Origin of the sequence: Leisingera aquaemixtae, assembly GCF_019801145.1 — a bacterium.
In the GTDB taxonomy this organism is placed as follows: domain Bacteria; phylum Pseudomonadota; class Alphaproteobacteria; order Rhodobacterales; family Rhodobacteraceae; genus Leisingera; species Leisingera aquaemixtae_A.
Genome location: NZ_JAHVJQ010000001.1, coordinates 288,964 through 307,546, shown reverse-complemented (window position 1 = coordinate 307,546; position 18,583 = coordinate 288,964). Strand labels below are relative to the sequence as shown.

Annotated in this window: 20 protein-coding genes and 3 tRNA genes; 11 read left to right on the top strand and 12 right to left on the bottom strand. The window is 62.9% G+C overall.

Annotated features, from left to right (window positions below; translation table 11 throughout):
* Nucleotides 1-37 precede the first annotated feature (37 nt).
* Both KUW17_RS01545 and KUW17_RS01540 read right to left on the bottom strand, forming a co-directional pair.
* Entirely contained in the window at nucleotides 38-316 is a 279-nt protein-coding gene (locus tag KUW17_RS01545) for an acylphosphatase (protein WP_222475405.1), read from the bottom strand.
* 73 nt (nucleotides 317-389) lie between these two features.
* Complete coding sequence (locus tag KUW17_RS01540; protein WP_222475403.1) at nucleotides 390-1,442, bottom strand: PA0069 family radical SAM protein; 1,053 nt, start codon at nucleotides 1,440-1,442, stop codon at nucleotides 390-392.
* A 249-nt stretch (nucleotides 1,443-1,691) separates the two neighbouring features.
* On the opposite strand from KUW17_RS01540, the gene KUW17_RS01535 reads away from it, so the two are divergent.
* Nucleotides 1,692-2,390 (top strand): corrinoid protein, encoded by a 699-nt coding sequence (locus KUW17_RS01535; protein ID WP_222475402.1) that lies wholly within the window; start codon nucleotides 1,692-1,694, stop codon nucleotides 2,388-2,390.
* Nucleotide 2,391: 1 nt separating this feature from the next.
* Complete coding sequence (locus KUW17_RS01530) at nucleotides 2,392-3,102, top strand: DUF1638 domain-containing protein (RefSeq protein ID WP_222475401.1); 711 nt, start codon at nucleotides 2,392-2,394, stop codon at nucleotides 3,100-3,102.
* A gap of 93 nt (nucleotides 3,103-3,195) precedes the next feature.
* Here KUW17_RS01530 and KUW17_RS01525 read toward each other — a convergent pair whose 3' ends face one another.
* Together KUW17_RS01525 and KUW17_RS23260 are read right to left on the bottom strand one after the other, a co-directional pair.
* Nucleotides 3,196-3,606, bottom strand: coding sequence for a SufE family protein (locus tag KUW17_RS01525; RefSeq protein WP_222475400.1), 411 nt, complete (start codon nucleotides 3,604-3,606; stop codon nucleotides 3,196-3,198).
* A 91-nt stretch (nucleotides 3,607-3,697) separates the two neighbouring features.
* The gene (locus KUW17_RS23260) at nucleotides 3,698-3,886 is read right to left on the bottom strand and encodes a hypothetical protein (protein ID WP_261397007.1); all 189 of its coding nucleotides are present in this window, start codon (nucleotides 3,884-3,886) and stop codon (nucleotides 3,698-3,700) included.
* Here KUW17_RS23260 and KUW17_RS01520 point away from each other — a divergent pair.
* Complete coding sequence (locus tag KUW17_RS01520; protein ID WP_315899377.1) at nucleotides 3,885-4,247, top strand: hypothetical protein; 363 nt, start codon at nucleotides 3,885-3,887, stop codon at nucleotides 4,245-4,247. The genes KUW17_RS23260 and KUW17_RS01520 overlap by 2 nt on opposite strands.
* Before the next feature lie 94 nt (nucleotides 4,248-4,341).
* On the opposite strand, the gene rnd is transcribed toward KUW17_RS01520, so the two are convergent.
* The gene (gene rnd / locus KUW17_RS01515) at nucleotides 4,342-5,499 is read right to left on the bottom strand and encodes a ribonuclease D (protein ID WP_222475398.1); all 1,158 of its coding nucleotides are present in this window, start codon (nucleotides 5,497-5,499) and stop codon (nucleotides 4,342-4,344) included.
* 229 nt (nucleotides 5,500-5,728) lie between these two features.
* Between rnd and KUW17_RS01510 the strand changes: the two genes are divergently transcribed.
* Complete coding sequence (locus KUW17_RS01510; RefSeq protein WP_222475397.1) at nucleotides 5,729-5,914, top strand: hypothetical protein; 186 nt, start codon at nucleotides 5,729-5,731, stop codon at nucleotides 5,912-5,914.
* Here KUW17_RS01510 and purN read toward each other — a convergent pair.
* The 3 genes from purN to KUW17_RS01495 form a co-directional block, all read right to left on the bottom strand.
* Nucleotides 5,911-6,507 carry a phosphoribosylglycinamide formyltransferase gene (gene purN / locus KUW17_RS01505; protein WP_222475396.1) on the bottom strand — a complete coding sequence of 199 codons (597 nt, stop codon included), beginning with the start codon at nucleotides 6,505-6,507 and terminating at the stop codon, nucleotides 5,911-5,913. The two genes, KUW17_RS01510 and purN, sit on opposite strands and share 4 nt — an antisense overlap.
* Nucleotides 6,504-7,550: a phosphoribosylformylglycinamidine cyclo-ligase gene (purM, locus tag KUW17_RS01500; protein WP_222475394.1), complete on the bottom strand. Its 1,047-nt coding sequence runs from the start codon at nucleotides 7,548-7,550 to the stop codon at nucleotides 6,504-6,506. The genes purN and purM overlap by 4 nt, the downstream gene beginning before the upstream one ends.
* Before the next feature lie 112 nt (nucleotides 7,551-7,662).
* Entirely contained in the window at nucleotides 7,663-8,643 is a 981-nt protein-coding gene (locus KUW17_RS01495; RefSeq protein ID WP_222475392.1) for an MBL fold metallo-hydrolase, read from the bottom strand.
* Nucleotides 8,644-8,762: 119 nt separating this feature from the next.
* On the opposite strand from KUW17_RS01495, the gene KUW17_RS01490 reads away from it, so the two are divergent.
* The 3 genes from KUW17_RS01490 (at nucleotide 8,763) to KUW17_RS01480 (ending at nucleotide 11,234) form a co-directional block, all read left to right on the top strand.
* The gene (locus tag KUW17_RS01490) at nucleotides 8,763-9,698 is read left to right on the top strand and encodes a LysR family transcriptional regulator (RefSeq protein ID WP_174146315.1); all 936 of its coding nucleotides are present in this window, start codon (nucleotides 8,763-8,765) and stop codon (nucleotides 9,696-9,698) included.
* A 37-nt stretch (nucleotides 9,699-9,735) separates the two neighbouring features.
* Nucleotides 9,736-9,811, top strand: a tRNA-Ile gene (locus KUW17_RS01485).
* Nucleotides 9,812-10,049: 238 nt separating this feature from the next.
* On the top strand, nucleotides 10,050-11,234 hold the full coding sequence (locus KUW17_RS01480; protein ID WP_222475390.1) for a hypothetical protein: 1,185 nt from the start codon (nucleotides 10,050-10,052) through the stop codon (nucleotides 11,232-11,234).
* 53 nt (nucleotides 11,235-11,287) lie between these two features.
* Here the strand turns inward: KUW17_RS01480 and KUW17_RS01475 are convergent, their stop codons facing one another.
* Nucleotides 11,288-12,607, bottom strand: a complete 1,320-nt coding sequence (locus KUW17_RS01475) for an ATP-binding protein (RefSeq protein WP_222475388.1) — start codon at nucleotides 12,605-12,607, stop codon at nucleotides 11,288-11,290.
* A gap of 82 nt (nucleotides 12,608-12,689) precedes the next feature.
* On the opposite strand from KUW17_RS01475, the gene KUW17_RS01470 reads away from it, so the two are divergent.
* A complete protein-coding gene (locus KUW17_RS01470; RefSeq protein ID WP_222475386.1) occupies nucleotides 12,690-13,607 on the top strand; it encodes an MBL fold metallo-hydrolase in 918 nt (305 codons plus the stop codon).
* Between the two features lie 69 nt (nucleotides 13,608-13,676).
* Nucleotides 13,677-13,751, top strand: a tRNA-Asn gene (locus tag KUW17_RS01465).
* Between the two features lie 186 nt (nucleotides 13,752-13,937).
* Here the strand turns inward: KUW17_RS01465 and KUW17_RS01460 are convergent.
* Both KUW17_RS01460 and KUW17_RS01455 read right to left on the bottom strand, forming a co-directional pair.
* Nucleotides 13,938-14,513 carry an exopolysaccharide biosynthesis protein gene (locus KUW17_RS01460; RefSeq protein WP_222475384.1) on the bottom strand — a complete coding sequence of 192 codons (576 nt, stop codon included), beginning with the start codon at nucleotides 14,511-14,513 and terminating at the stop codon, nucleotides 13,938-13,940.
* Between the two features lie 199 nt (nucleotides 14,514-14,712).
* Entirely contained in the window at nucleotides 14,713-15,627 is a 915-nt protein-coding gene (locus KUW17_RS01455; protein WP_222475383.1) for a LysR family transcriptional regulator, read from the bottom strand.
* A 117-nt stretch (nucleotides 15,628-15,744) separates the two neighbouring features.
* Between KUW17_RS01455 and KUW17_RS01450 the strand changes: the two genes are divergently transcribed.
* The gene (locus tag KUW17_RS01450) at nucleotides 15,745-16,755 is read left to right on the top strand and encodes a zinc-binding alcohol dehydrogenase family protein (protein ID WP_222475382.1); all 1,011 of its coding nucleotides are present in this window, start codon (nucleotides 15,745-15,747) and stop codon (nucleotides 16,753-16,755) included.
* 758 nt (nucleotides 16,756-17,513) lie between these two features.
* Nucleotides 17,514-17,588 (top strand) — tRNA-Asn (locus tag KUW17_RS01445).
* 150 nt (nucleotides 17,589-17,738) lie between these two features.
* Here KUW17_RS01445 and dmdD read toward each other — a convergent pair.
* Entirely contained in the window at nucleotides 17,739-18,545 is an 807-nt protein-coding gene (dmdD, locus tag KUW17_RS01440; protein ID WP_222475381.1) for a methylthioacryloyl-CoA hydratase, read from the bottom strand.
* Nucleotides 18,546-18,583: the final 38 nt, after the last annotated feature.

The following is an 18,583-nucleotide window of genomic DNA, read 5'->3' as shown; positions in this document are numbered from 1 at the left end:
TCGGCACGGGGCCAGCCGCCACCGCGTTCCGGCTGCTTCAGCCGACGATCTGAAACCCGCTGACACCCGGTTCCGGGTCGGTCCTTTCGGTCAGCACGTCCTTGACCGATGCCGCACCAGGGCCGCGGCCCATTCTGCGCACCATGTCTGCGACGCTGTCAGACGGCCCCATAAGCAGGGCCCGAACGGAGCCATCAGGTTCATTGCGGACCCAGCCTGTCAGCCCATGGCGCAGCGCCTCCGCCCGCGCCCAGGTGCGGAAAGCCACGCCCTGCACATGCCCGGTGACACGCGCCTTCATAGCAACAGTAGTCATTGGACACCCTCCTTTCAGTCATGGAGATGTCCAGCATATCACAAAACTGCCGCCCCGGCTGTTCAAGAACCGGTCAAAACAGAGCCAGCTGGTCGCCTGGCTGCGGCGGCCGGGCAAACAGATCACAGCGCAGTGCCGCTGTCCGCTGCTGCAGCCCCAGGCGCTTGCAGGCCGCCTTGAACCGCTGGGCAATCATCTCGGCATAACGCCCCTCGCCCCGCATCCGGTGTCCCCAGCGCGGATCATAGTCGCGCCCGCCGTGCATTTCCCGAAGCCGCGCCATTACCTTGGCGGCGCGGTCCGGCTCATGCTGAGCCAGCCATTCCTGCCACAGCTCCGACACCTCGCGCGGCAGGCGAAGCATGATCCAGCTGGCCGCATCCGCGCCCGCCTCCGCCCCGGCGGCCAGCAGCGCCTCCAGCTCATGATCGGTCAGCCCCGGCACCACCGGCGAGGTCATCACGCGCACCGGCACCCCAGCCGCGGTCAGCCGCCGGATGGCGGCCAGCCGCCGCGCCGGCGGCGGCGCCCGCGGTTCCATCCGGCGGGACAGATCCGGGTCCAGCGTGGTCAGCGAAATTCCGACCCTGACCAGGCCCTTGGCCGCCATCGGTGCCAGAATGTCCAGATCCCGCTCCACCATTGCGCCCTTGGTCACAATTGCCACCGGGTGGTTGAAACCGCGCAGCACTTCCAGGCAGGCGCGGGTAATGCGCAGGTCCCGCTCGCAGGGCTGGTAAGGATCAGTATTGGTGCCAAGCGCAATCGCGGCCACCCTGTAGCGCGGCGCCGACAGCTCCCTGCGCAGCACCTCGGCGGCATTGGGACGCGCAATCAGCCGGGTTTCGAAATCCATCCCCGGCGACAGCCCCAGATAGGCATGGGTCGGCCGCGCAAAACAGTAGATGCAGCCATGCTCGCAGCCGCGGTAAGGGTTGATCGAGCGGTCAAACGGCAGATCGGGCGAGCGGTTGTAAGTGATCAGCGAGCGCGCCGTTTCCTGGCGCACCTCGGTGGGAATCACCGCTGGCGGAACCTCCTGGAACCAGCCGTCGTCCACGGCCTCCCGCGCCATGTCGAAACGGCCTGCCGCATTGCTGAGGCTGGCGCGCGTTTTGCGGCGCATTGGATGTGGCGTAATTTCCGTCGGCATGGGCGCAAAATAACCGCCCCGAGAGAACAAATAAAGAACAAATGGGCGAATTCGAAGATTTCCATGTGGAATCTTCATTATTCTTGCGCCGGAATTGTCTCTATACGTCGGTTAGAACAGCGGCAATGTCGCAAATAATGCAGTCCGCGGGCGGCATTCTGTCACAAAAGCCTCTGAAATAGGCCAACACCGGGGATTCCCCCGTCAGCAAGGATTAGGCGCATGTCGGACGAAGAAGACATCATCCTCTCGGAACTCGATGACGAGGAACTTGTTCAGCAGATGTTTGACGACCTCTATGATGGTCTCAAAGAGGAAATCGAAGAAGGCGTGAACATCCTTCTGGAGCGCAAGTGGACTCCCTACGACATCCTGACCAAGGCGCTGGTCGGCGGCATGACCGTTGTTGGCGCCGACTTCCGCGACGGCATCCTGTTCGTTCCGGAAGTGCTGCTGGCGGCAAACGCGATGAAGGGCGGCATGGCCATCCTGAAGCCGCTGCTGGCCGAGACCGGCGCCCCGCGCGTCGGCTCCATGGTGATCGGCACCGTCAAGGGCGACATCCACGACATCGGCAAGAACCTGGTTTCCATGATGATGGAAGGCGCAGGTTTCGAAGTTGTCGACATCGGCATCAACAACCCGGTCGAAAACTACCTGGAAGCCATGGAAGAGCACAAGCCCGACATCCTCGGCATGTCCGCTCTGCTGACCACCACCATGCCTTACATGAAGGTGGTTATCGACACCATGGTCGAGCAGGGCCTGCGCGACGACTACATCGTGCTGGTTGGCGGCGCACCGCTGAACGAAGAGTTCGGCAAGGCAATCGGCGCCGACGGTTACTGCCGTGACGCAGCCGTGGCCGTGGAAATGGCCAAGGACTTCGTTGCGCGCAAGCACAACTCGATGAGCGCCTGATTTGGCACGCAAAGGACGCGCAGCCCGCTTGACAGAGCGGGCTGCCTTCCGCCCTCCGACAGGGCGGACGCTTGAGGAAAGCTCCCTCACCGAACAGGGCCTGGCCGCGCCCGAGAAAAAGTCGGGCCGCATCCTGCTGATCGCCTGCGGCGCGCTGGCGCGCGAAATCCTTGCCATCAAGGACGCGAACGGGCTGGATCACATCGACCTCACCTGCCTGCCCGCCAAACTGCACCTCTATCCGGAGCAGATCGTCGACGCTGTCGAGGGCGCCGTGGCCAAGCATTCAGCGGTCTACGACAAAATTTATGTGGTCTATGCCGACTGCGGCACCGGCGGCGCACTGGAGCGCAAATGCGCGGACCTCGGCGTGGAGATGGTCGCGGGACCGCACTGCTATTCCTTCTTCGAGGGCAACGAAACCTTTGCCCGCCACGCTGAGGAAGGCGAAATCACCGCCTTTTACCTGACCGATTTCCTGGTCAAACAGTTCGACGCCTTCGTCTGGCGGCCGATGGGCCTCGACAAGAACCCGGAGCTGCGGGACATGGTTTTCGGCAACTACACCAAGCTGGTTTACCAGTCGCAGATCAGCGATCCCAAACTGGTGGAAAAGGCGCGCGAATGTGCCGACCGCATGGGGCTGGCGTTTGAGCATCGCCATACCGGCTATGGCGATCTGGAAACCGCCATTTCCGCCTGGGCGCGCTAACCGCTTCTTCTATGTGAAAATACTCCGGGGGGCGTCATTGCGGCGCCTTTGGTTCGAGCCCAACGACGACGAGCCCCCCTCACCCGTGATTTGTCAGGCCTGCGCCATCGCGGTTTCGCGGATCCGCTCGATCATCGCGCGCAACCCATTGGACCGCTGCGAAGACAGATGCTCATTAAGTTCCAGCCGCGCCAGTTCCGCCTTGGCGTCCACTGCGGGCACTTCCTTGACCGCCAGCCCGTTGTAAAGGCAGCGCAGCACCGCAATCAGGCCGCGCACGATCATCGCGTCGCTATCGCCGTCAAACCGGAATGCGCCACCCTCAATGGTGGCATGCAGCCACACCTGGCTGGCGCAGCCATCGACCTTGGTGGCAGGCACCTTCAGCGCGTCGTCCAGCGGCTCCATCGCCTTGCCCAGGTCGATCACATGACGGTAGCGGTCCTCCCAGTCCTCCATGAACTCGAAGTCTTCCACAATCTCTTCAAAGGCGGCAGTGGCCATCGTCCGTCAATCCTCAAAACCCGCTTCCGGTGCAGTTCAGCACCTAAGCCCCTGCCCGTCCCTTTTCAACCGCTTTTCAAGCTGCGGCCAATCAGGTAATCCGTTGCAAAGACATTTTGAATGGGCGGGGACAGATGCACAAACCATTGGCTCTTACATTGGCCTGCGCGCTGGTGCTTTCAGCTTGCGGCTGGCGGGATTCACGGCTGAACCCGAGCAACTGGTTCGGCAGTTCCGCACCGGTGGAGGCAGCCGCAACGGAGAATGGCAATCCGCTCATGCCCCAGGAAAGCAATGCCCGCGGCATTTTTGCCAAGAAGCCGCCCAAGGACAAAAGCGTGCTGATCAGCCAGGTGTCCGGCCTGCAAATCGAACGCACAACGTCGGGCGCCATCATCCACGCCACCGGCATTGCCGCACGGCAGGGCGCCTTCAAGGTTGAACTGCGCCGCGCCGAGCAAAGCGAAGAGGGCGTTCTGGCCTATGATTTCCGGATCGTCTATCCGGACGAACCCACGATCACCGGCAGCGAGTTCAGCCGCACCCTGCACGCCGCCCGCACGCTGTCGAACCAGGATCTGCAGGAGATCCGTGTCGTTCGTGTGAATGGCGCCGAAAACGCCCGCGAAAGCCGCCGCTGAACCGCTGCCGCGCAGACATAGAAAAACGCCCGCGGCCGCGGGCGTTTTTTTCTTTCCAGTGCACCTCCGGTGATCAGGCGGCAGGTGGCTGTGCTTACAGCTCCACAACCCTCACGTCCTGCCCTTTCGCAGCAAGTCCTATCTTACCTTCGCACAAGCGCAGCGCGTCAGCCCCGAACACCTCGCGGCGCCAGCCGCTCAGCGCCGGCACGTCACGCATACCCGCAGCGATCGCGTCCAGATCCGCGCTCGGCGCGATCAGCTTGGCGGCAACGCCCTCGGCTTCTGTCTTCGCCTTCAAGAGCACCCGCAGCAGGTCGGCCAGCGCCGGGTTAACCTGCAGCTTCTCCTTGCTGCGGTCCATCTTGGGATGTTTTTCAGCCGGACAGGCAACACCCTTGGCCACGGCCTCAAGGATGCCTTCGGCAATCGCCCCCTTGCGCGCCTCGCGCAGCAGCAGCCGCGAGCCGCCCAGTTCGCCCCCTGTGCGCGGTTTGGTCGAGGCCAGCTCCACCAGCGCGTCATCCTTGAACACCCGGTTGCGCGGCACGTTGTTGGACTGGGCATAGGTCTCGCGGAAGGCCGCCAGCTCGCGCACAACAGCCAGGAACTTGCCGGAGTTGGTGCGCGTCTTGATCCGTTTCCAGGCATCTTCGGGACGGATGTCATAGGTCGCGGGATCGGTAAGCACCTGCAGTTCCTCGGCCACCCAATGGGCGCGGCCGCTCTTGGTCAGCTCCGCGGCCAGAAACTCGTAAATCTTGCGCAGGTGGGTCACATCGGCCAACGCATATGTCTTTTGCGCCTCGCTCAGGGGACGGCGGGACCAGTCGGTAAAGCGCGAGGTCTTGTCCAGCCCCTGCTTGACGATCTTGCGCACCAGCGTCTCATAACCCGCCTGTTCGCCAAATCCGCAAACCATTGCCGCAACCTGGGTATCAAACAGCGGCTTGGGGAACACATTTGCATCCACCCAGAAGATCTCCAGGTCCTGGCGCGCGGCGTGGAACACCTTGACCACGCTTTCGTTTCGGAACAGCGCATAAAGCGGCTCCAGCGATATGCCATCGGCCAACGGATCCACCAGAACCGCGTCGTTTTCCCCGTCCCCGGAAAAGGCCAGCTGAATCAGGCACAGTTTGGAATAGTAGGTCCGTTCACGCAGAAACTCGGTATCCACCGTAACATACGGGTGCTGTGCAGCGGTTTCGCAAAAGGCCTGCAGGTCTTCGGTGGTGGTCAGAGTCTTCATCAATTACGGCTTTTCAATCTTATATGGGCCGGGCCGTGATACGCGCTTGTCCCGGCCAATGCAAACAGGTGCCGCAGCCGCCGGAGATTTCCCCCTTCCTGCCGCGCCGGCAGGTGCACGGCCGCCCCACGGCTTCACGTATCGTGATGTGAAATGGATCAAACATTCATTTTCATGATGGTAAAGCCGCGCCTACATTGGCGGGGTATCACCTAGAGGAGAATGAATGATGACCGCACTCGATCTCACCCCCGCAAAATCCGCCGGGTTCGCGCCGCTGGGCGGGCTGATTCCGCTGCTGGCCGCTGGTGCGCTTCTGGTGCTGGTTGGATTGCCGGCCCTGCTGGCACCAGCGCCTGGCGCAGAGCCGCAGAACTGGCACGGCAACAGTGCCGCCGTGCAGGCGACACGCTAGGGCAATTGCACCGGTGTCTTGTCGCCCGCAGCAAAGCGGCGCAGCACGGCCGGGTACAGTTTGTGCTCCTGCACCAGCACCCGCGCTGCCAGCGCGTCCGGCGTATCATCCGCCAGCACAGGCACCCGCGCCTGGCCCAGGATGGGGCCGTCATCCAGCAGCGGTGTCACCTCATGCACGGTGCAGCCGTGCTCGCTGTCGCCTGCTTCCAGCGCGCGGGCGTGGGTGTGCAGCCCCTTGTACTTCGGCAGCAAGGAGGGGTGGATGTTCAGCATCCGCCCTTCAAACTGAGAGACAAACCCGGCGGTCAGGACCCGCATGAACCCGGCCAGGCAGACGATATCTGCACCCGCCTCAAAAATGGGTTTCACAAGTTCGGTCTCAAAGGCTTCCCGGTCGCCCTTGAACGGGCGGTGGTCGACCACGGCGGTTGCAACACCGGCCGCGGCAGCCTTGGCCAGACCGCCTGCTTCGGCGTTGTTGGACAGGACCAGGCAGGGACGCGCCGGGTGATCGCCGGTCATGCTATCCAGCAGCGACACCATGTTGGAGCCGCCGCCGGAAATCAGGATCGCGACCTTCTTGTGGCTCACAGCAGCTTGCCCGAATAGCGCATGCCGGCACCTGCGGTGACGGCGCCCAGACGGGCCACGGTCTCGCCTTCGCCCTCCAGAACCTTCACCAGCTCATCAGCGCGGTCTGCAGAGACGGACAGGATCATGCCGATGCCGCAATTGAAGGTCTTCAGCATCTCTGCCTCGGCAATGCCGCCGGTTTCCGCCATCCATTTAAACACGGGCGGCAGGTCCCAGGCGTTCAGGTCGATATCGGCGCCCAGGTCCTCGGGCAGGACCCGCGGCAGATTCTCGGTCAGGCCGCCGCCGGTGATATGGGCCAGCGCATGCACGCCCCCTGCCCGCACCGCCGCCAGGCACTGTTTGACGTAAAGGCGGGTCGGGGTCAGCAGCGCCGCACCCAGCGAGCCTTCGCCGAACGGGCAGTCAGCCTCCCAGCCGAGACCGGAGACCTCAACCAGCTTGCGCACCAGCGAGTAGCCGTTGGAGTGCACGCCGTCGGACGCCAGCCCCAGCAGCACGTCGCCTTCCTGAACACCGTCGGGCAGCGCAGTGCCGCGTTCCATCGCCCCCACGGCAAAACCAGCCAGGTCAAAGTCGCCTTCGGGGTACATGCCCGGCATTTCCGCGGTCTCACCGCCGATCAGCGCGCAGCCGGAGCGCACGCAGCCCTCGGCGATGCCTTCGATGATGCGGGCCGCGACGTCGGTTTCCAGCTTGCCGGTGGCAAAATAGTCGAGGAAGAACAGCGGCTCGGCGCCCTGGCAAACCAAGTCGTTCACGCACATGGCCACCAGATCGATGCCGACGCCATCCACCACACCGGTGTCAATGGCGATCCGCAGCTTGGTGCCGACGCCGTCAGTGGCGCCGACCAGGATCGGATCGTTGTAGCCGGCAGCTTTCAGATCGAACAGCGCGCCGAAACCTCCCAGCCCGCTGGCCACGCCGGGGCGGTTGGTGCGCTTGGCGGCCGGCTTGATCCGGTCAACCAGGGCGTTGCCCGCATCAATGTCCACACCTGCATCTGCATAGGTCAGGCCGTTCTTGCCGCTGGTCATCACATGGCTCCTTCCAACACGTTGCGGCAGCCTTTAGCGCAAGGCGGAACGGAAGGAAACAAGCGATTGCACCGCACCCCGATTAAGGGGCGCGGCGCGGGGTTTTACCGGCTCAGAGGCCGAACTGCCAGGGCGCCGGCTGATAGGCAAAGGCCTCCCCCTGCGGCAGCACCCGGCCCAGCGCCGGAAAGTCCAGATGCGCGCCGGTGACCAGCAGATTGTCCGCCGCCGCCCGGTCCAGCGTCCGCCGCCGGGTCTGGGCGGTCAGGCCAGGGTCGGTGTCAAAGGCGATGGTCCAGTCCGGCAGCGCAAACTGCAAGGCGGCGCTGTGGATCAGGTCGCCCCAGAACAGAAGCCCCTCGCTGCCCGCATCCAGCATAAACCCGGTGTGGCCCGGTGTGTGGCCCGGCAGCTCCAGCGCGGTGAAACCGGGTGCGGCCGCGCCTTCCCCCTGCAGCAGCTGCAGCCGGTCCGAATAGGGCGCGACAGAGCGGCGGGCCATGTCAAAGAAACCACGGCTCCCCTCAGGCACGCCGGCCATTATGGCATCGTCATGCCAGAAGTCCCATTCCCGCTGCGCCACCACCAGCTCTGCATTGGCAAAGGCCGCGGCTCCGTCCGGCTTGATCAGCCCGCCGGAATGGTCCGGGTGGATATGGGTCAAGAGCACGGTATCAATGCTCCCCGGCGCAACCCCGGCCGCCGCCAGCCCGGCGCCCAGCGCTCCCAGGCCCGGCCCCATCAGCTGGGCGGTGCCGGTGTCGATCAGCAGCTTTTTCCCGCCGCGCTCTATCAGGTAGCCATTGACCGGGATCTGCAGCGCATCGTCCTGCATCCGGTGCAAGCCCTGCGCCAGCACGGTTTCCGCCTTGGCAGCGTCATAGGTGTTGAACAGCTGGGTGCCCAGCGGCAGGTGCCCGTCCAGCAGCACCGTGACCCTGGCATCCCCAAGGGTGAAGGAGTGGATGACCGGGGTAGCCGCCGCTGCGCCTTCGGCGGCCCAAGCCCAACTGCTGCCTGCAAACCCGGTGGCCAGCGCCGCCGCCGGGGCCGCTGCCAGCCCGCCCAGAAATGCCCTGCGATTGATTATCATAAGAAACTCCAATATCTGTTTCAGGAAATACTCCTGTGCAACGGACTTAACCGCGCGTTTCTGCGGCTTGCAGCCCGGCAGCACCTATAACAGTTATTAGCAACCCTTATAGGATGGACATGGATAAGCTGACGCTGCTGGAGACATTCACCATCGCCCTGGACGAAGGCAGCCTGAACCGCGCCGCCCAGCGCCGCGGCATCACCCAATCTGCGGTCAGCCAGCAGATCAAGCAGCTGGAGGCGCTGATGGGCCAGCAACTGCTGCACCGCACAGCCAAGGGCATCCACGCCACCCGCGCGGGCGATCTGGTCTACAGCCACGCGCAAACGCTGCTGTCCGGATACAACCGCATGACAGCGGAGGTAGACGCGCTGGAAGGCAGTGTCTCCGGCACCTTCCGCATCAGCGTGAACTCCTTTCTGGGGCGCAGCGTGATCGGGCCGATGCTGCTGGACCTGAACCGAGAGCACCCGGATCTGAACATCGTGATGCGGCTGGAGGACCGGCTGGTCGATGTGGTGCGCGAAGGCTACGACCTGGCAATCCGCACCGGGCAACTGGGCGACACCGACGGCTTTGGCCGCAAGATTTCCACCCTGGAAACCGTGCTGTTTGCAACCCCGGACTACCTGGACCGCGAAACCCGGCCGCAAACGCCGGAGGAACTGAAGCGGCTGAAGTTCATCCAGCATCACGAGGACCAGACCCGCGGCTTCTTCCCCCTGCGCCGCGGCGGGCAGGAATATCCGGCGCCGGTGCAGGTGGGTTTCACCGCCGATGACCCCGACCTGATCATGCGCGCCGTCAGCAGCGGCTCCGGCTACACCCGCGCACCCCGCTTCATGGTCGAGGCGCAGCTTGCCAGCGGCGAATACGAACAGGTGCTGCCCGGCTATGAGGCGCCCCTGAAGGACGTGTTTGCCGTCTACCCCTCCCGCCGGACACCGGACCGGCGCCGGGATCTGACCATCCAGCACACGGTGGCCCGTCTGGAAGCCCTGCACCGGACCCCGGCAGCGAAATCGCCCGCCGCTTCTGCAATCACCGCTTGACCTTGCCCGCCCCATTTCCTAACCACAACCCCATGGCGGGCCTGTAGCTCAACGGTTAGAGCAGAGCGCTCATAACGCTTTGGTTGCAGGTTCGAATCCTGCCGGGCCTACCATTCTCTTGCTCTAATTCGGCTATGGTTCCGCGACAGCACCGCTGCACGCCGGGAAGCACCGCTTCCTCCGTCCCATTCCCGTTAAGGCATCCTTCATGCCGCCAGCAGCTTTTGCTTTCATTCACCCTGCCGTGGGGTAAAGTGGCATCCGGGCAAGCCACACAATTCTTTTGACGATTTCCATTCCGTTTTCAGCTGCCGGACCCGCCGCAAAACAGTTTCAGAGGCACGAGATTTCATGGCGACAGAAAAGCTCACCATCATCAAGGCAGACGTCAAGAACGAGGTCACGAAGAAGGTCAAGCCGAAATTCGTGAAGCTCGGCAACATGACCTTTGTTGCGACAGTCGAAGTCGACAAGGACGTCGCCAAGGAACTGGACACCGATGCCCGTTTTGTCGCCAAGCTCTATGATGACGCGACGAAAGAATACAAAATGCTGCTGAGCGAATGCTGCCTGCGGGTCGACGCTGCCAACAACCTGGGCTCGGTCATGCCGCTGAGCGACAAGGAGGTGAAGGAGCTTGATGCCGACATCAAGAAGATCTTTGCCAAATACGAAAAGTCGATTGAGCAGGTCACGAACAAACATCTTACGAAATGGAAACAGGGCAACAAGGCCCGCAACAAGTACCGGTTCAAGGTGGTCAGCACGATTGTGCTGGGCAGTGCAGCAGTGATCGGCAGCACCGCCTCGCTGGCGGCCGGTGCGGTTACCGGCGGCGCCTCGATTGCCGCCAGCATATATGGCATCGCCCAAAGCGTCGTTTCGATCGCACGCGCGGTGCAAAAAGTGACCTCCGACATCGTCAAGGTCCACGGGGAGCTGGAAAAGGCGCTGAAGCAGCTGGTCTCAGCCTATGAAAAGGAATCCAAGACCAAGGTGAAGGCCAAGGAGATCGGCAAGGAATTCCTGGCGGATTTCCTGATGATCGAAACCGCAGGCTTCAACCGGGTCAACAAGCATCTGGCGACCTACAAGGCCAAGCTGAAGAACATCGAGGTTGAGATCGCGGGCCTCGGCAAGGAGCTGAACAAGCTCCTGGACAAGCAGTCGAAGCTCGACAAGGAGATTGACAAAAAGCTGGGCAAGATGGCCAAGGACCGGGGCTACAAAAGCAAGAAGCTGGATGGGCTCTATGCCGCGATGGAGGAGGCCCGCAAGGCCACCGCAAAGCTGATCAAGGACATCGAAGCCTATCACGTCAGCATCAAGCCGGCCGAGAAGTTCCTCGACAGCACGGAAAAGGCGGTCGATGCCCTGCGTCACAAGGACCCGGTTTGGGCGAAATGGCTGATCTGGGTCGGAAGCCTGGGCGTCGGCACCACTGTTGCCAGCATCGCATCTGGCGGAGAGAACCTGGCCAAGGCCGCTTCGGCAATCGAGACCGGCTTCAACACTCTGACCAAGGAATTCGCCTAGCGCAATGGCGCACTCTTCGGCGGCCTGAGCCGCCGCAATTGCCCGCGGCCAAATCAGCGGGCGATGACGATGTCCGCCTTCAGCCCCCCCAGGTCTGCGCTCTCCCCCAGCCGCAGGGTGCCGCCATGCGCACGGGCGGTGTCTGCAACGATTGCCAGGCCCAGCCCCACACCAGAGCCCCGGTCCTGATTGCGGGCCGGGTCCAAACGGGTAAAGGGCCGGACTGCATCGCCCCGCTGCTCTGCGGGAATGCCCGGCCCGTCATCCTCCACCCGGATCCGCACCGAGCGGTCAGTCACCGCGACAGAAACCCGCGCCTGGGTTCCGTAGCGCACCGCGTTTGAAATCAGGTTCTCCACCGCCCGGCGCATCGGGTGGCGGCGCAGCATGACCTCGCCCGCACCGGTCATTTCACCGACCGCCACCAGATTCTCCTGGCGCTGCCAGCCGCTAACGATATCGCGGACCAGCTCATGCGGGTCCACCGGCTCAGGCTCGCTCACCGCAGCACCGCGGGAGAAATCCAGAAACGCATCCAGCAGCGCCTGCATCTCGTCGACGTCGCGCAGCATAGGCGCCGCCTCCTCCTCATCCAGCATCGCCAGTTCCAACTTCATCCGGGTCAGCGGCGTGCGCAGATCGTGGCTCACCCCCGACAGCATCAGCGTGCGCTGCTCGATCTGCCGCTCTATTCTGGCCCGCATATCCAGAAAGGCGCTGCCGGCCGCCCGCACCTCGGTTGCGCCGGCAGGGGAATAGGGCACTGCCCTGCCCCGCCCGAATGCCTCAGCCGCATCCGCCAGGCGCTTGATGGGGCGCAGCTGATTGCGCATGTACAGGAAAGAAATCATCATCATCAGAAAGCCGAACAGCATCATCGTGACAATCAGCTGATGCGGCGCTGCGGCAGTCACCCGGCGGCGGTCGAAACTCAGCTCCACCAGCCCGTGCGCAGTGCCGAAGTAGACCTGAACAAGGCGGTTCGGCAGGAACCGTGCCGACAGAAAACTTGGGAAAGTCTTCCCCAGTTCCTCCCGCACCACACGGCCGGAAAACTCGATCAGGCTGAACTCATCCTCCGGCAACGGCGCACCCGGCGGCAGAAACCGTGCCTGCATCTGCAACGGCTGCAATACCGGCGCAATCTGCGCCAGCGCTGCCTCCTGATCCGGTGCGGCGTCCGCGATCTGGCGCAGCAGCTCCATTTCCCGCTGGATAGTTGCCGTCATCTGAACGGTCACATCCTCCAGATCGCGTTTGATGAACACGACTGAGATCACGATCTGCAGTGCCACGATGGGCACAACCAGGATCAGGGCCGCCCTGGCGTATAGGCTGCGCGGCATATATCGTTTGAGCCATTTGAAGAACATGGGCTAAGCCTATAGGGCGCCGGGGAAAGAGAAAAGATTGCCTGCGGTGCAATCACTAGGAAAACAGCTTTGGGACTGAACCATGCAGGCACCGGATGAATTCAACCCGCAACCCGGCCTCGCCGAGGAGCTGGAGCCGGGCTTGCGCCGCATTCTGGCCCCGAATCCCTCACCGATGACCTACCGGGGCACCAACACCTACCTGCTGGGCACCGGCGGGCTGGCGGTGATCGACCCGGGCCCGGAGTCGGACGTGCATCTCGCGGCAATCCTCGCGGCGGTGCAGCCTGGCCAGCAGATCACCCATATCATTGTGACCCACAGCCATCTGGATCATTCGCCGCTGGCCCGCGGCCTCAGCCAGGCCACCGGCGCGCCGGTCTATGCCTTCGGCGGTCCGCAAGCGGGGCGCAGCAGTGTCATGGCCGGGCTGGCCGCGAATGGGCTGGCCGGCGGCGGCGAAGGCATAGACCAGGCGTTCACCCCGGACACCACCCTCGCCGATGGTGAAACGATTGCCGGGGACAGCTGGGATCTGGAAGTGATTCACACTCCGGGCCATCTTGGCAACCACATTGCGCTGGCCTGGAAAGATGCCTGTTTTACCGCCGACCATGTGATGGGCTGGGCCAGTTCCCTGGTGTCGCCGCCGGATGGCGATCTCACCGACTTCATGGCCTCCTGCCGCCGCCTGCGCCAGCGCAGCTGGCGGGTTTTTCACCCCGGCCACGGGGCGCCGGTTTCCAACCCGGGCGCACGGCTTGACTGGCTGATTGCCCACAGGGAATCGCGTGAAGCCGCCATTCTGAAGGCCTTGACCTCGGCCCCCGCCACCGCCCGCTCCCTGGCGGAACTGATCTACACGGACACCCCGCCCGCACTGCTGAAAGCCGCTGAGCGCAATGTGTTTGCGCATCTGGTGGACCTCACAGGCCGCGGATTAGCGGCGCCGCAAGGCGGCCTGTCGGCCTCTGCGGTTTTCGAACTGGGCGGCAGCTGATTTTTTTTCAAAAAATTTCCGCCGCCCTCTGGACGCTTAAATCGGGGGGCGTTATACGGCACGAACCGTTCCGGCGTAGCTCAGCGGTAGAGCAGTTGACTGTTAATCAATTGGTCGTAGGTTCGATCCCTACCGCCGGAGCCAACCTCCCCTTACAGGTTGGAAAGAAAGCACAAAGCGCTCCATCCAGGGCGCTTTTTCTGTTTTGGGCTGGCGCCGCCTGACTTGATCGAACAACCCCCTCGGCTGAAGCGCCGCCGTGCAATGCCGGACGCAGCCTGAGGCCGCTGGATTGCAGCGGGGCAGAAGCAATCCCGGAACACGGCAGGGTCAGTGCAGCAGACTGTTTGCGCCTATCAGGATCGACGCGGCCACAAACACCGTCAGCGCTATCGAAAAGATCCCGGCGACAGCCCCTGTCAGCACAATCACACCGTCACGCTCGACCAGCCCTATACTCGTCACAAACAGGGAAATGGCGGGAAACCAGCCGCTGAGCGGCAACGGCACGAACAATGCCAGGGCGACCAACAGCAGAAGGCACCCGATCAGCTGCTCCCGACGCGGCTGAAAAACAGCCGGAAGGCGCGGCCGGGCGATCCGCTCCAGCCGCCGGGAAATCGGGCGCAGGCGCAGAACTATCCGGCGCATCGCACCGCCTGAAATGCGGATCCGCGCAAGCCTCTGCGGCAGCCGCACGCTGGAAAACCCCAAGGCCAGCTGGGTACAGAAGATCAGAAGCGGGATGGCGGTGATCAGCGTGGCCCCAGGCGGCAAGGGCAGCAGGTTGACCAGGCATGCCAGCAGAATGGCCCAGCCGAAGGACCTGTCGCCCAGCTGCTCCAGAAATGTTCCCAGAGACATCTCTTGGGCATCCTGATGATCACGGATCACCTGAAGCAGCATGAAGGAGAGAGACCGCTTTCTGACCAGCCTTGCGGAGCCAGGGAACGGGCAACCTGGAATAGCTTTCAATCTCGCCTCGCAACATGGACTGCGCCCGGCACCTGCTTACCGCCTTCCTGCGGCCGCAACAACAGTCTAATCCGCGGTCGCCCCTGAAGAGCGTTGCCCGCTGCGCAGGCACACCCAAAGCTTCGAAGGGTCAGCTGAGCCGGTTAGCTGCGGCCAACGGGCCCGAGAGGCGCTTCAGGAGAAAATCCATGAAGCACCGGACTTTCGGCGTCAGAACGTTGGAGCGCGGATAAATCAGCCACAGAACCGATGCAGCTTCTAGCTGCCAGCCTGGAAGCACCGGCACCAGCCGGCCCGCCGACAGTTCGTGCGCGACGTTCCACAAGGAATTTACCGACAGGCCCGCACCCGCCACCGCCGCCACCCGCTGGGATGTGCCGTCGTCCAGGATCGTTCGGCAATCCATGCGCGCGGGATCCAGCACCGCGCGCCGGCCATCCGCATGAACCAGTCTGCGTGGCGCCAGATCGGCCCAGGCAAGGAACATGTGGCCGGCCAGGTCATCGGGGGTCTCGGGGGTTCCGCAGCGGTTCAGATAGTCCGGCGCCGCGCACAAGATGCGCCTGTCATCAGCCAGTTTGCGGCCCCGAAGGCTGCTGTCCTCGAGTGGCGCGCTGCGAAGGGCAAGGTCGAAACTGCCCTCGATCAGATCGAAGCGCGTATCAGACAGGCGCAGGTCCAGCGTGATCTGCGGATACTTCGCGTGAAAGTCTGGCAGGAGCGGCATGAGGTGCAGCTGGGCAAAACTGCTGGGCGCAGCAAAGCGCAGCGTCCCAGAGGGGCCGGCCGAATTCAGACCAAGCGCGGCGCGGCCTGCCTCGGACTGGGCAACAATCTCGCGCGCATACGGCAGAAAGGCCTCACCGTCCTGGCTGAGCGACACCTTGCGGGTGGTTCTGTGCAGCAATTCCGCACCCAGCTCATGCTCCAGCTTTGCCAGGCGCCCGCTCGCCACTGCCGGGGCCATGCCAAGGCTGCGCCCGGCTGCAGAGATGTTCAACCGCTCGGCTGCCGAAATGAAAAGGCGCAGGGAAACAATGTCCATCAGCCCTCATTATTCAAAAAATCAGAATTCTGAACTCCAATTTGCGGCATTTATTCCGATTTTCAAAGCCATATCTTCGCTCAGAACAACAAAACCCGGTTCCTTGGAGAAGTGAACATGAAAGCTATCGGATACACACAAACCGGCCCGGTTGACGGCAGCGGCGCCCTGTCATTGGTTGAGGTTGAGAAACCGCAGGTCGGCCCGCGCGATCTGCTGGTCGCGGTCAAGGGCATCTCGGTCAATCCGGTCGATGTCAAACTGCGCGCAGCCCGCACGCCCGAAGGCGGCCCCGGCATTCTCGGCTTTGACGCTGCGGGTGTGGTGGTGGCAACAGGCGGCGAGGTCACGGAATACACCGCAGGCGACGAGGTGTTTTATGCCGGCGACGTGACCCGCACAGGCACCAACGCCGAGTTTCACGCGGTGGATGAACGCATCGCGGGCCGCAAGCCGGCCTCGCTGGATTTCACAGAAGCCGCGGGGCTGCCGCTGACCTCCATCACAGCCTGGGAGATGCTGTTTGACAGTTTCCGCCTTGCCGAGGGCGGCGGCGCAGGGCGTACGCTGCTGGTAATCGGCGGCGCGGGCGGTGTCGGCTCAATCCTGATCCAGCTTGCAAAGAAGCTCACCGGACTGACAGTGATTGCGACGGCCTCGCGCCCCAAGACACGGGACTGGGTCAAAAAGATGGGCGCGGACCATGTGATCGACCATCGCGCCGATCTGGCAGCACAGGTGCGGGACATTGGCCTGGCGCCAGAATACGTTGCCGCGCTGACAGCAACAGGCCAGCACTGGCCCGCAATTGTCGAATTGATCGCACCGCGCGGCCACGTCGCACTGATCGACGACCCTGAGGATCTGGACATCGACCCGGCCAAACCCAAAGCGCTGACCATTTCCTGGGAGTTCATGTTCACCCGCCCGATGTTCGGCACCGCCGACATCGCAGCGCAGCGCAGCCTGCTGAACCGGGTGTCCGCAATGCTGGACCAAGGCGTGCTGCAATCCACAGTGACGGAGCGTGCCGCTGGGCTGACTACCGAAACTCTTACTGAGGCGCACAAACGCCAGGAAAGCGGCCGGGTTATCGGCAAACAGGTCCTGCCGGGGCTGTCCGCATAATTTCGGAGAGAGAAGCGGCCCTTGCACTTTGTTCTTCCGTTAGGGTCGCACCAATATTGGATGACCGGGTTGCGGGCTATCTGCTCGCCAAGAACGGCTTGAATGCCCCCCGCAGCCTGGTCACACCCTGCTTTCCCCAAACACATCCGAGACCACGACAAAATCCGGACACCCGGCAACTTACCGCACCTGCGGAACCGACCTCGCCGTGGAAACCGCCAGCACCCGCACCGCCGTAAACCGGCCACTGCGGGAAACTGGCATAGGAAGGCTGCCTGAAGCGGAAAAGGCAGGCACCAGAGACCTGAGTGGGCAGATCAGAAAGGCGTAATGTGCCAGTCCGCTTGCCTGAGGTGGAATCACCGGAACCTGGTCTGGCTATCGGTACGCGCTCGTCTAAAGAAAGGTCATGCCGGCGCCGCCTGGCTGCAGTGTCAGCCGGGAACCTCTGCCGAGTCGCTCTTTGCGCCTGGCAGCAAGTTTACATCTCATCTTTGACTACCCCGAATTACAAGTCTTGGACTGCTCGCCCGGTCGGCTATGGCGGCATACCTGCCTGCCGAAAGGGCCGCACCAAAGATCCTCGCCTTCCAGCGTATGATGCCCACGAACACCAATGCAGAGCGTGTAAACCGGCCGCTTCCGGCCTGCCCGCAGCGCCTGAAGGCAGGCCTCATACAAGGGGCGAAAAAAATTCCCGGTTCATGAGAATTTCCTCTGGACGCCGCAGATTGGAAACCCTATACGACGCCACATGTTCCGGCGTAGCTCAGCGGTAGAGCAGTTGACTGTTAATCAATTGGTCGTAGGTTCGATCCCTACCGCCGGAGCCAAAGAATTCAAGGGCTTAGCGATTTCTCGCTAAGCCCTTTTCTTTTGCGCGCCTAACAAGCCGAGCAGCCGCCGCACTGGCTGGAACCCCGGAAATAGTGCTGTATGCCGCCGCCAAGCTGCCCCTGCCCCTGGCGGCGGGCTTTACCGTATCAACTGTTGGGACGCACCCGCGCCGCGGTCTTGTTGGCAAAAGCCTCCAGCCGCTCACGCGCCGCAGGCTGGGTGTTCACCACACCGGCCACCACCGCCTCGGCATAGGCCGCGTCCATGCCGGACATGTTGTTCAGATGGCTGATCGCCGAGCAGATCGCATAGTTTGTCAGCGGCAGGTTCTGGGCAACCTTGTCGGCCAGTTCCAGCGCCTTGTCAAAACTGGAGCCTTCGGTGATGTACTGTGCCAGTCCCAGATCAACTGCCTCCTGCCCCTGGTACACCCGGCCGGTCAGAATCATGTCGATCATCCGGTACTTGCCGATCATGTCAGAGACCCGGATGGTTGCGCCGCCGCCAGTGAAGATGCCGCGCTGCCCCTCGGGAAGCGCGAAATAGGTGCTCTGGTCCATCACCCGGACGTGCGCGGCACTGGCCAACTCCAGACCCCCGCCAACAACCGCGCCCTGCAGCGCAGCGATGACCGGCACGCCGCCGTATTCCATCTTGTTGAAGGCTTCATGCCAGCGCAGGCACACATGCATGAAATCGTCGGGGCTGCGGTCTGCCTTCCAGTGCTCAACCAGGTCAAGACCGGCGCAGAAATGGTCGCCCTTCCCTGCCAGCACCACCGCCTTCACGCCGTTGCGGTGGGCGTTGCTGAAGAAGCTGACCAGTTCCTCGATGGTCGCGGTATCTAGCGCATTGCGCTTGGTTGGCCGGTTCAGCCAGACGATGCTGACGCCATTGTCCCGCTGTTCAATGTCCAGGTTTTCATAAGATTGCGCGTTTACCGCTTGGGTCATGGCTCTGGCCCTTTCCTTAGTTCCCGGCATACATGTGC

Excerpts from the sequence above, each read along its gene's own strand:
- KUW17_RS01490 (WP_174146315.1), top strand. The coding sequence starts at position 8,763 with ATGGATAAGCTGACGCTGCTGGAGACATTCACCATCGCCCTGGACGAA.
- KUW17_RS01460 (WP_222475384.1), bottom strand. The coding sequence starts at position 14,513 with ATGCTGCTTCAGGTGATCCGTGATCATCAGGATGCCCAAGAGATGTCT.
- KUW17_RS01520 (WP_315899377.1), top strand. The coding sequence starts at position 3,885 with ATGCCCCAGGAAAGCAATGCCCGCGGCATTTTTGCCAAGAAGCCGCCC.
- KUW17_RS23260 (WP_261397007.1), bottom strand. The coding sequence starts at position 3,886 with ATGAGCGGATTGCCATTCTCCGTTGCGGCTGCCTCCACCGGTGCGGAA.
- KUW17_RS01475 (WP_222475388.1), bottom strand. The coding sequence starts at position 12,607 with ATGTTCTTCAAATGGCTCAAACGATATATGCCGCGCAGCCTATACGCC.
- KUW17_RS01510 (WP_222475397.1), top strand. The coding sequence starts at position 5,729 with ATGACCGCACTCGATCTCACCCCCGCAAAATCCGCCGGGTTCGCGCCG.
- KUW17_RS01455 (WP_222475383.1), bottom strand. The coding sequence starts at position 15,627 with ATGGACATTGTTTCCCTGCGCCTTTTCATTTCGGCAGCCGAGCGGTTG.
- KUW17_RS01545 (WP_222475405.1), bottom strand. The coding sequence starts at position 316 with ATGACTACTGTTGCTATGAAGGCGCGTGTCACCGGGCATGTGCAGGGC.
- KUW17_RS01450 (WP_222475382.1), top strand. The coding sequence starts at position 15,745 with ATGAAAGCTATCGGATACACACAAACCGGCCCGGTTGACGGCAGCGGC.
- KUW17_RS01495 (WP_222475392.1), bottom strand. The coding sequence starts at position 8,643 with ATGATAATCAATCGCAGGGCATTTCTGGGCGGGCTGGCAGCGGCCCCG.
- rnd (WP_222475398.1), bottom strand. The coding sequence starts at position 5,499 with ATGAAGACTCTGACCACCACCGAAGACCTGCAGGCCTTTTGCGAAACC.
- dmdD (WP_222475381.1), bottom strand. The coding sequence starts at position 18,545 with ATGACCCAAGCGGTAAACGCGCAATCTTATGAAAACCTGGACATTGAA.
- purM (WP_222475394.1), bottom strand. The coding sequence starts at position 7,550 with ATGACCAGCGGCAAGAACGGCCTGACCTATGCAGATGCAGGTGTGGAC.
- KUW17_RS01525 (WP_222475400.1), bottom strand. The coding sequence starts at position 3,606 with ATGGCCACTGCCGCCTTTGAAGAGATTGTGGAAGACTTCGAGTTCATG.
- KUW17_RS01535 (WP_222475402.1), top strand. The coding sequence starts at position 1,692 with ATGTCGGACGAAGAAGACATCATCCTCTCGGAACTCGATGACGAGGAA.
- KUW17_RS01480 (WP_222475390.1), top strand. The coding sequence starts at position 10,050 with ATGGCGACAGAAAAGCTCACCATCATCAAGGCAGACGTCAAGAACGAG.
- KUW17_RS01540 (WP_222475403.1), bottom strand. The coding sequence starts at position 1,442 with ATGCGCCGCAAAACGCGCGCCAGCCTCAGCAATGCGGCAGGCCGTTTC.
- KUW17_RS01470 (WP_222475386.1), top strand. The coding sequence starts at position 12,690 with ATGCAGGCACCGGATGAATTCAACCCGCAACCCGGCCTCGCCGAGGAG.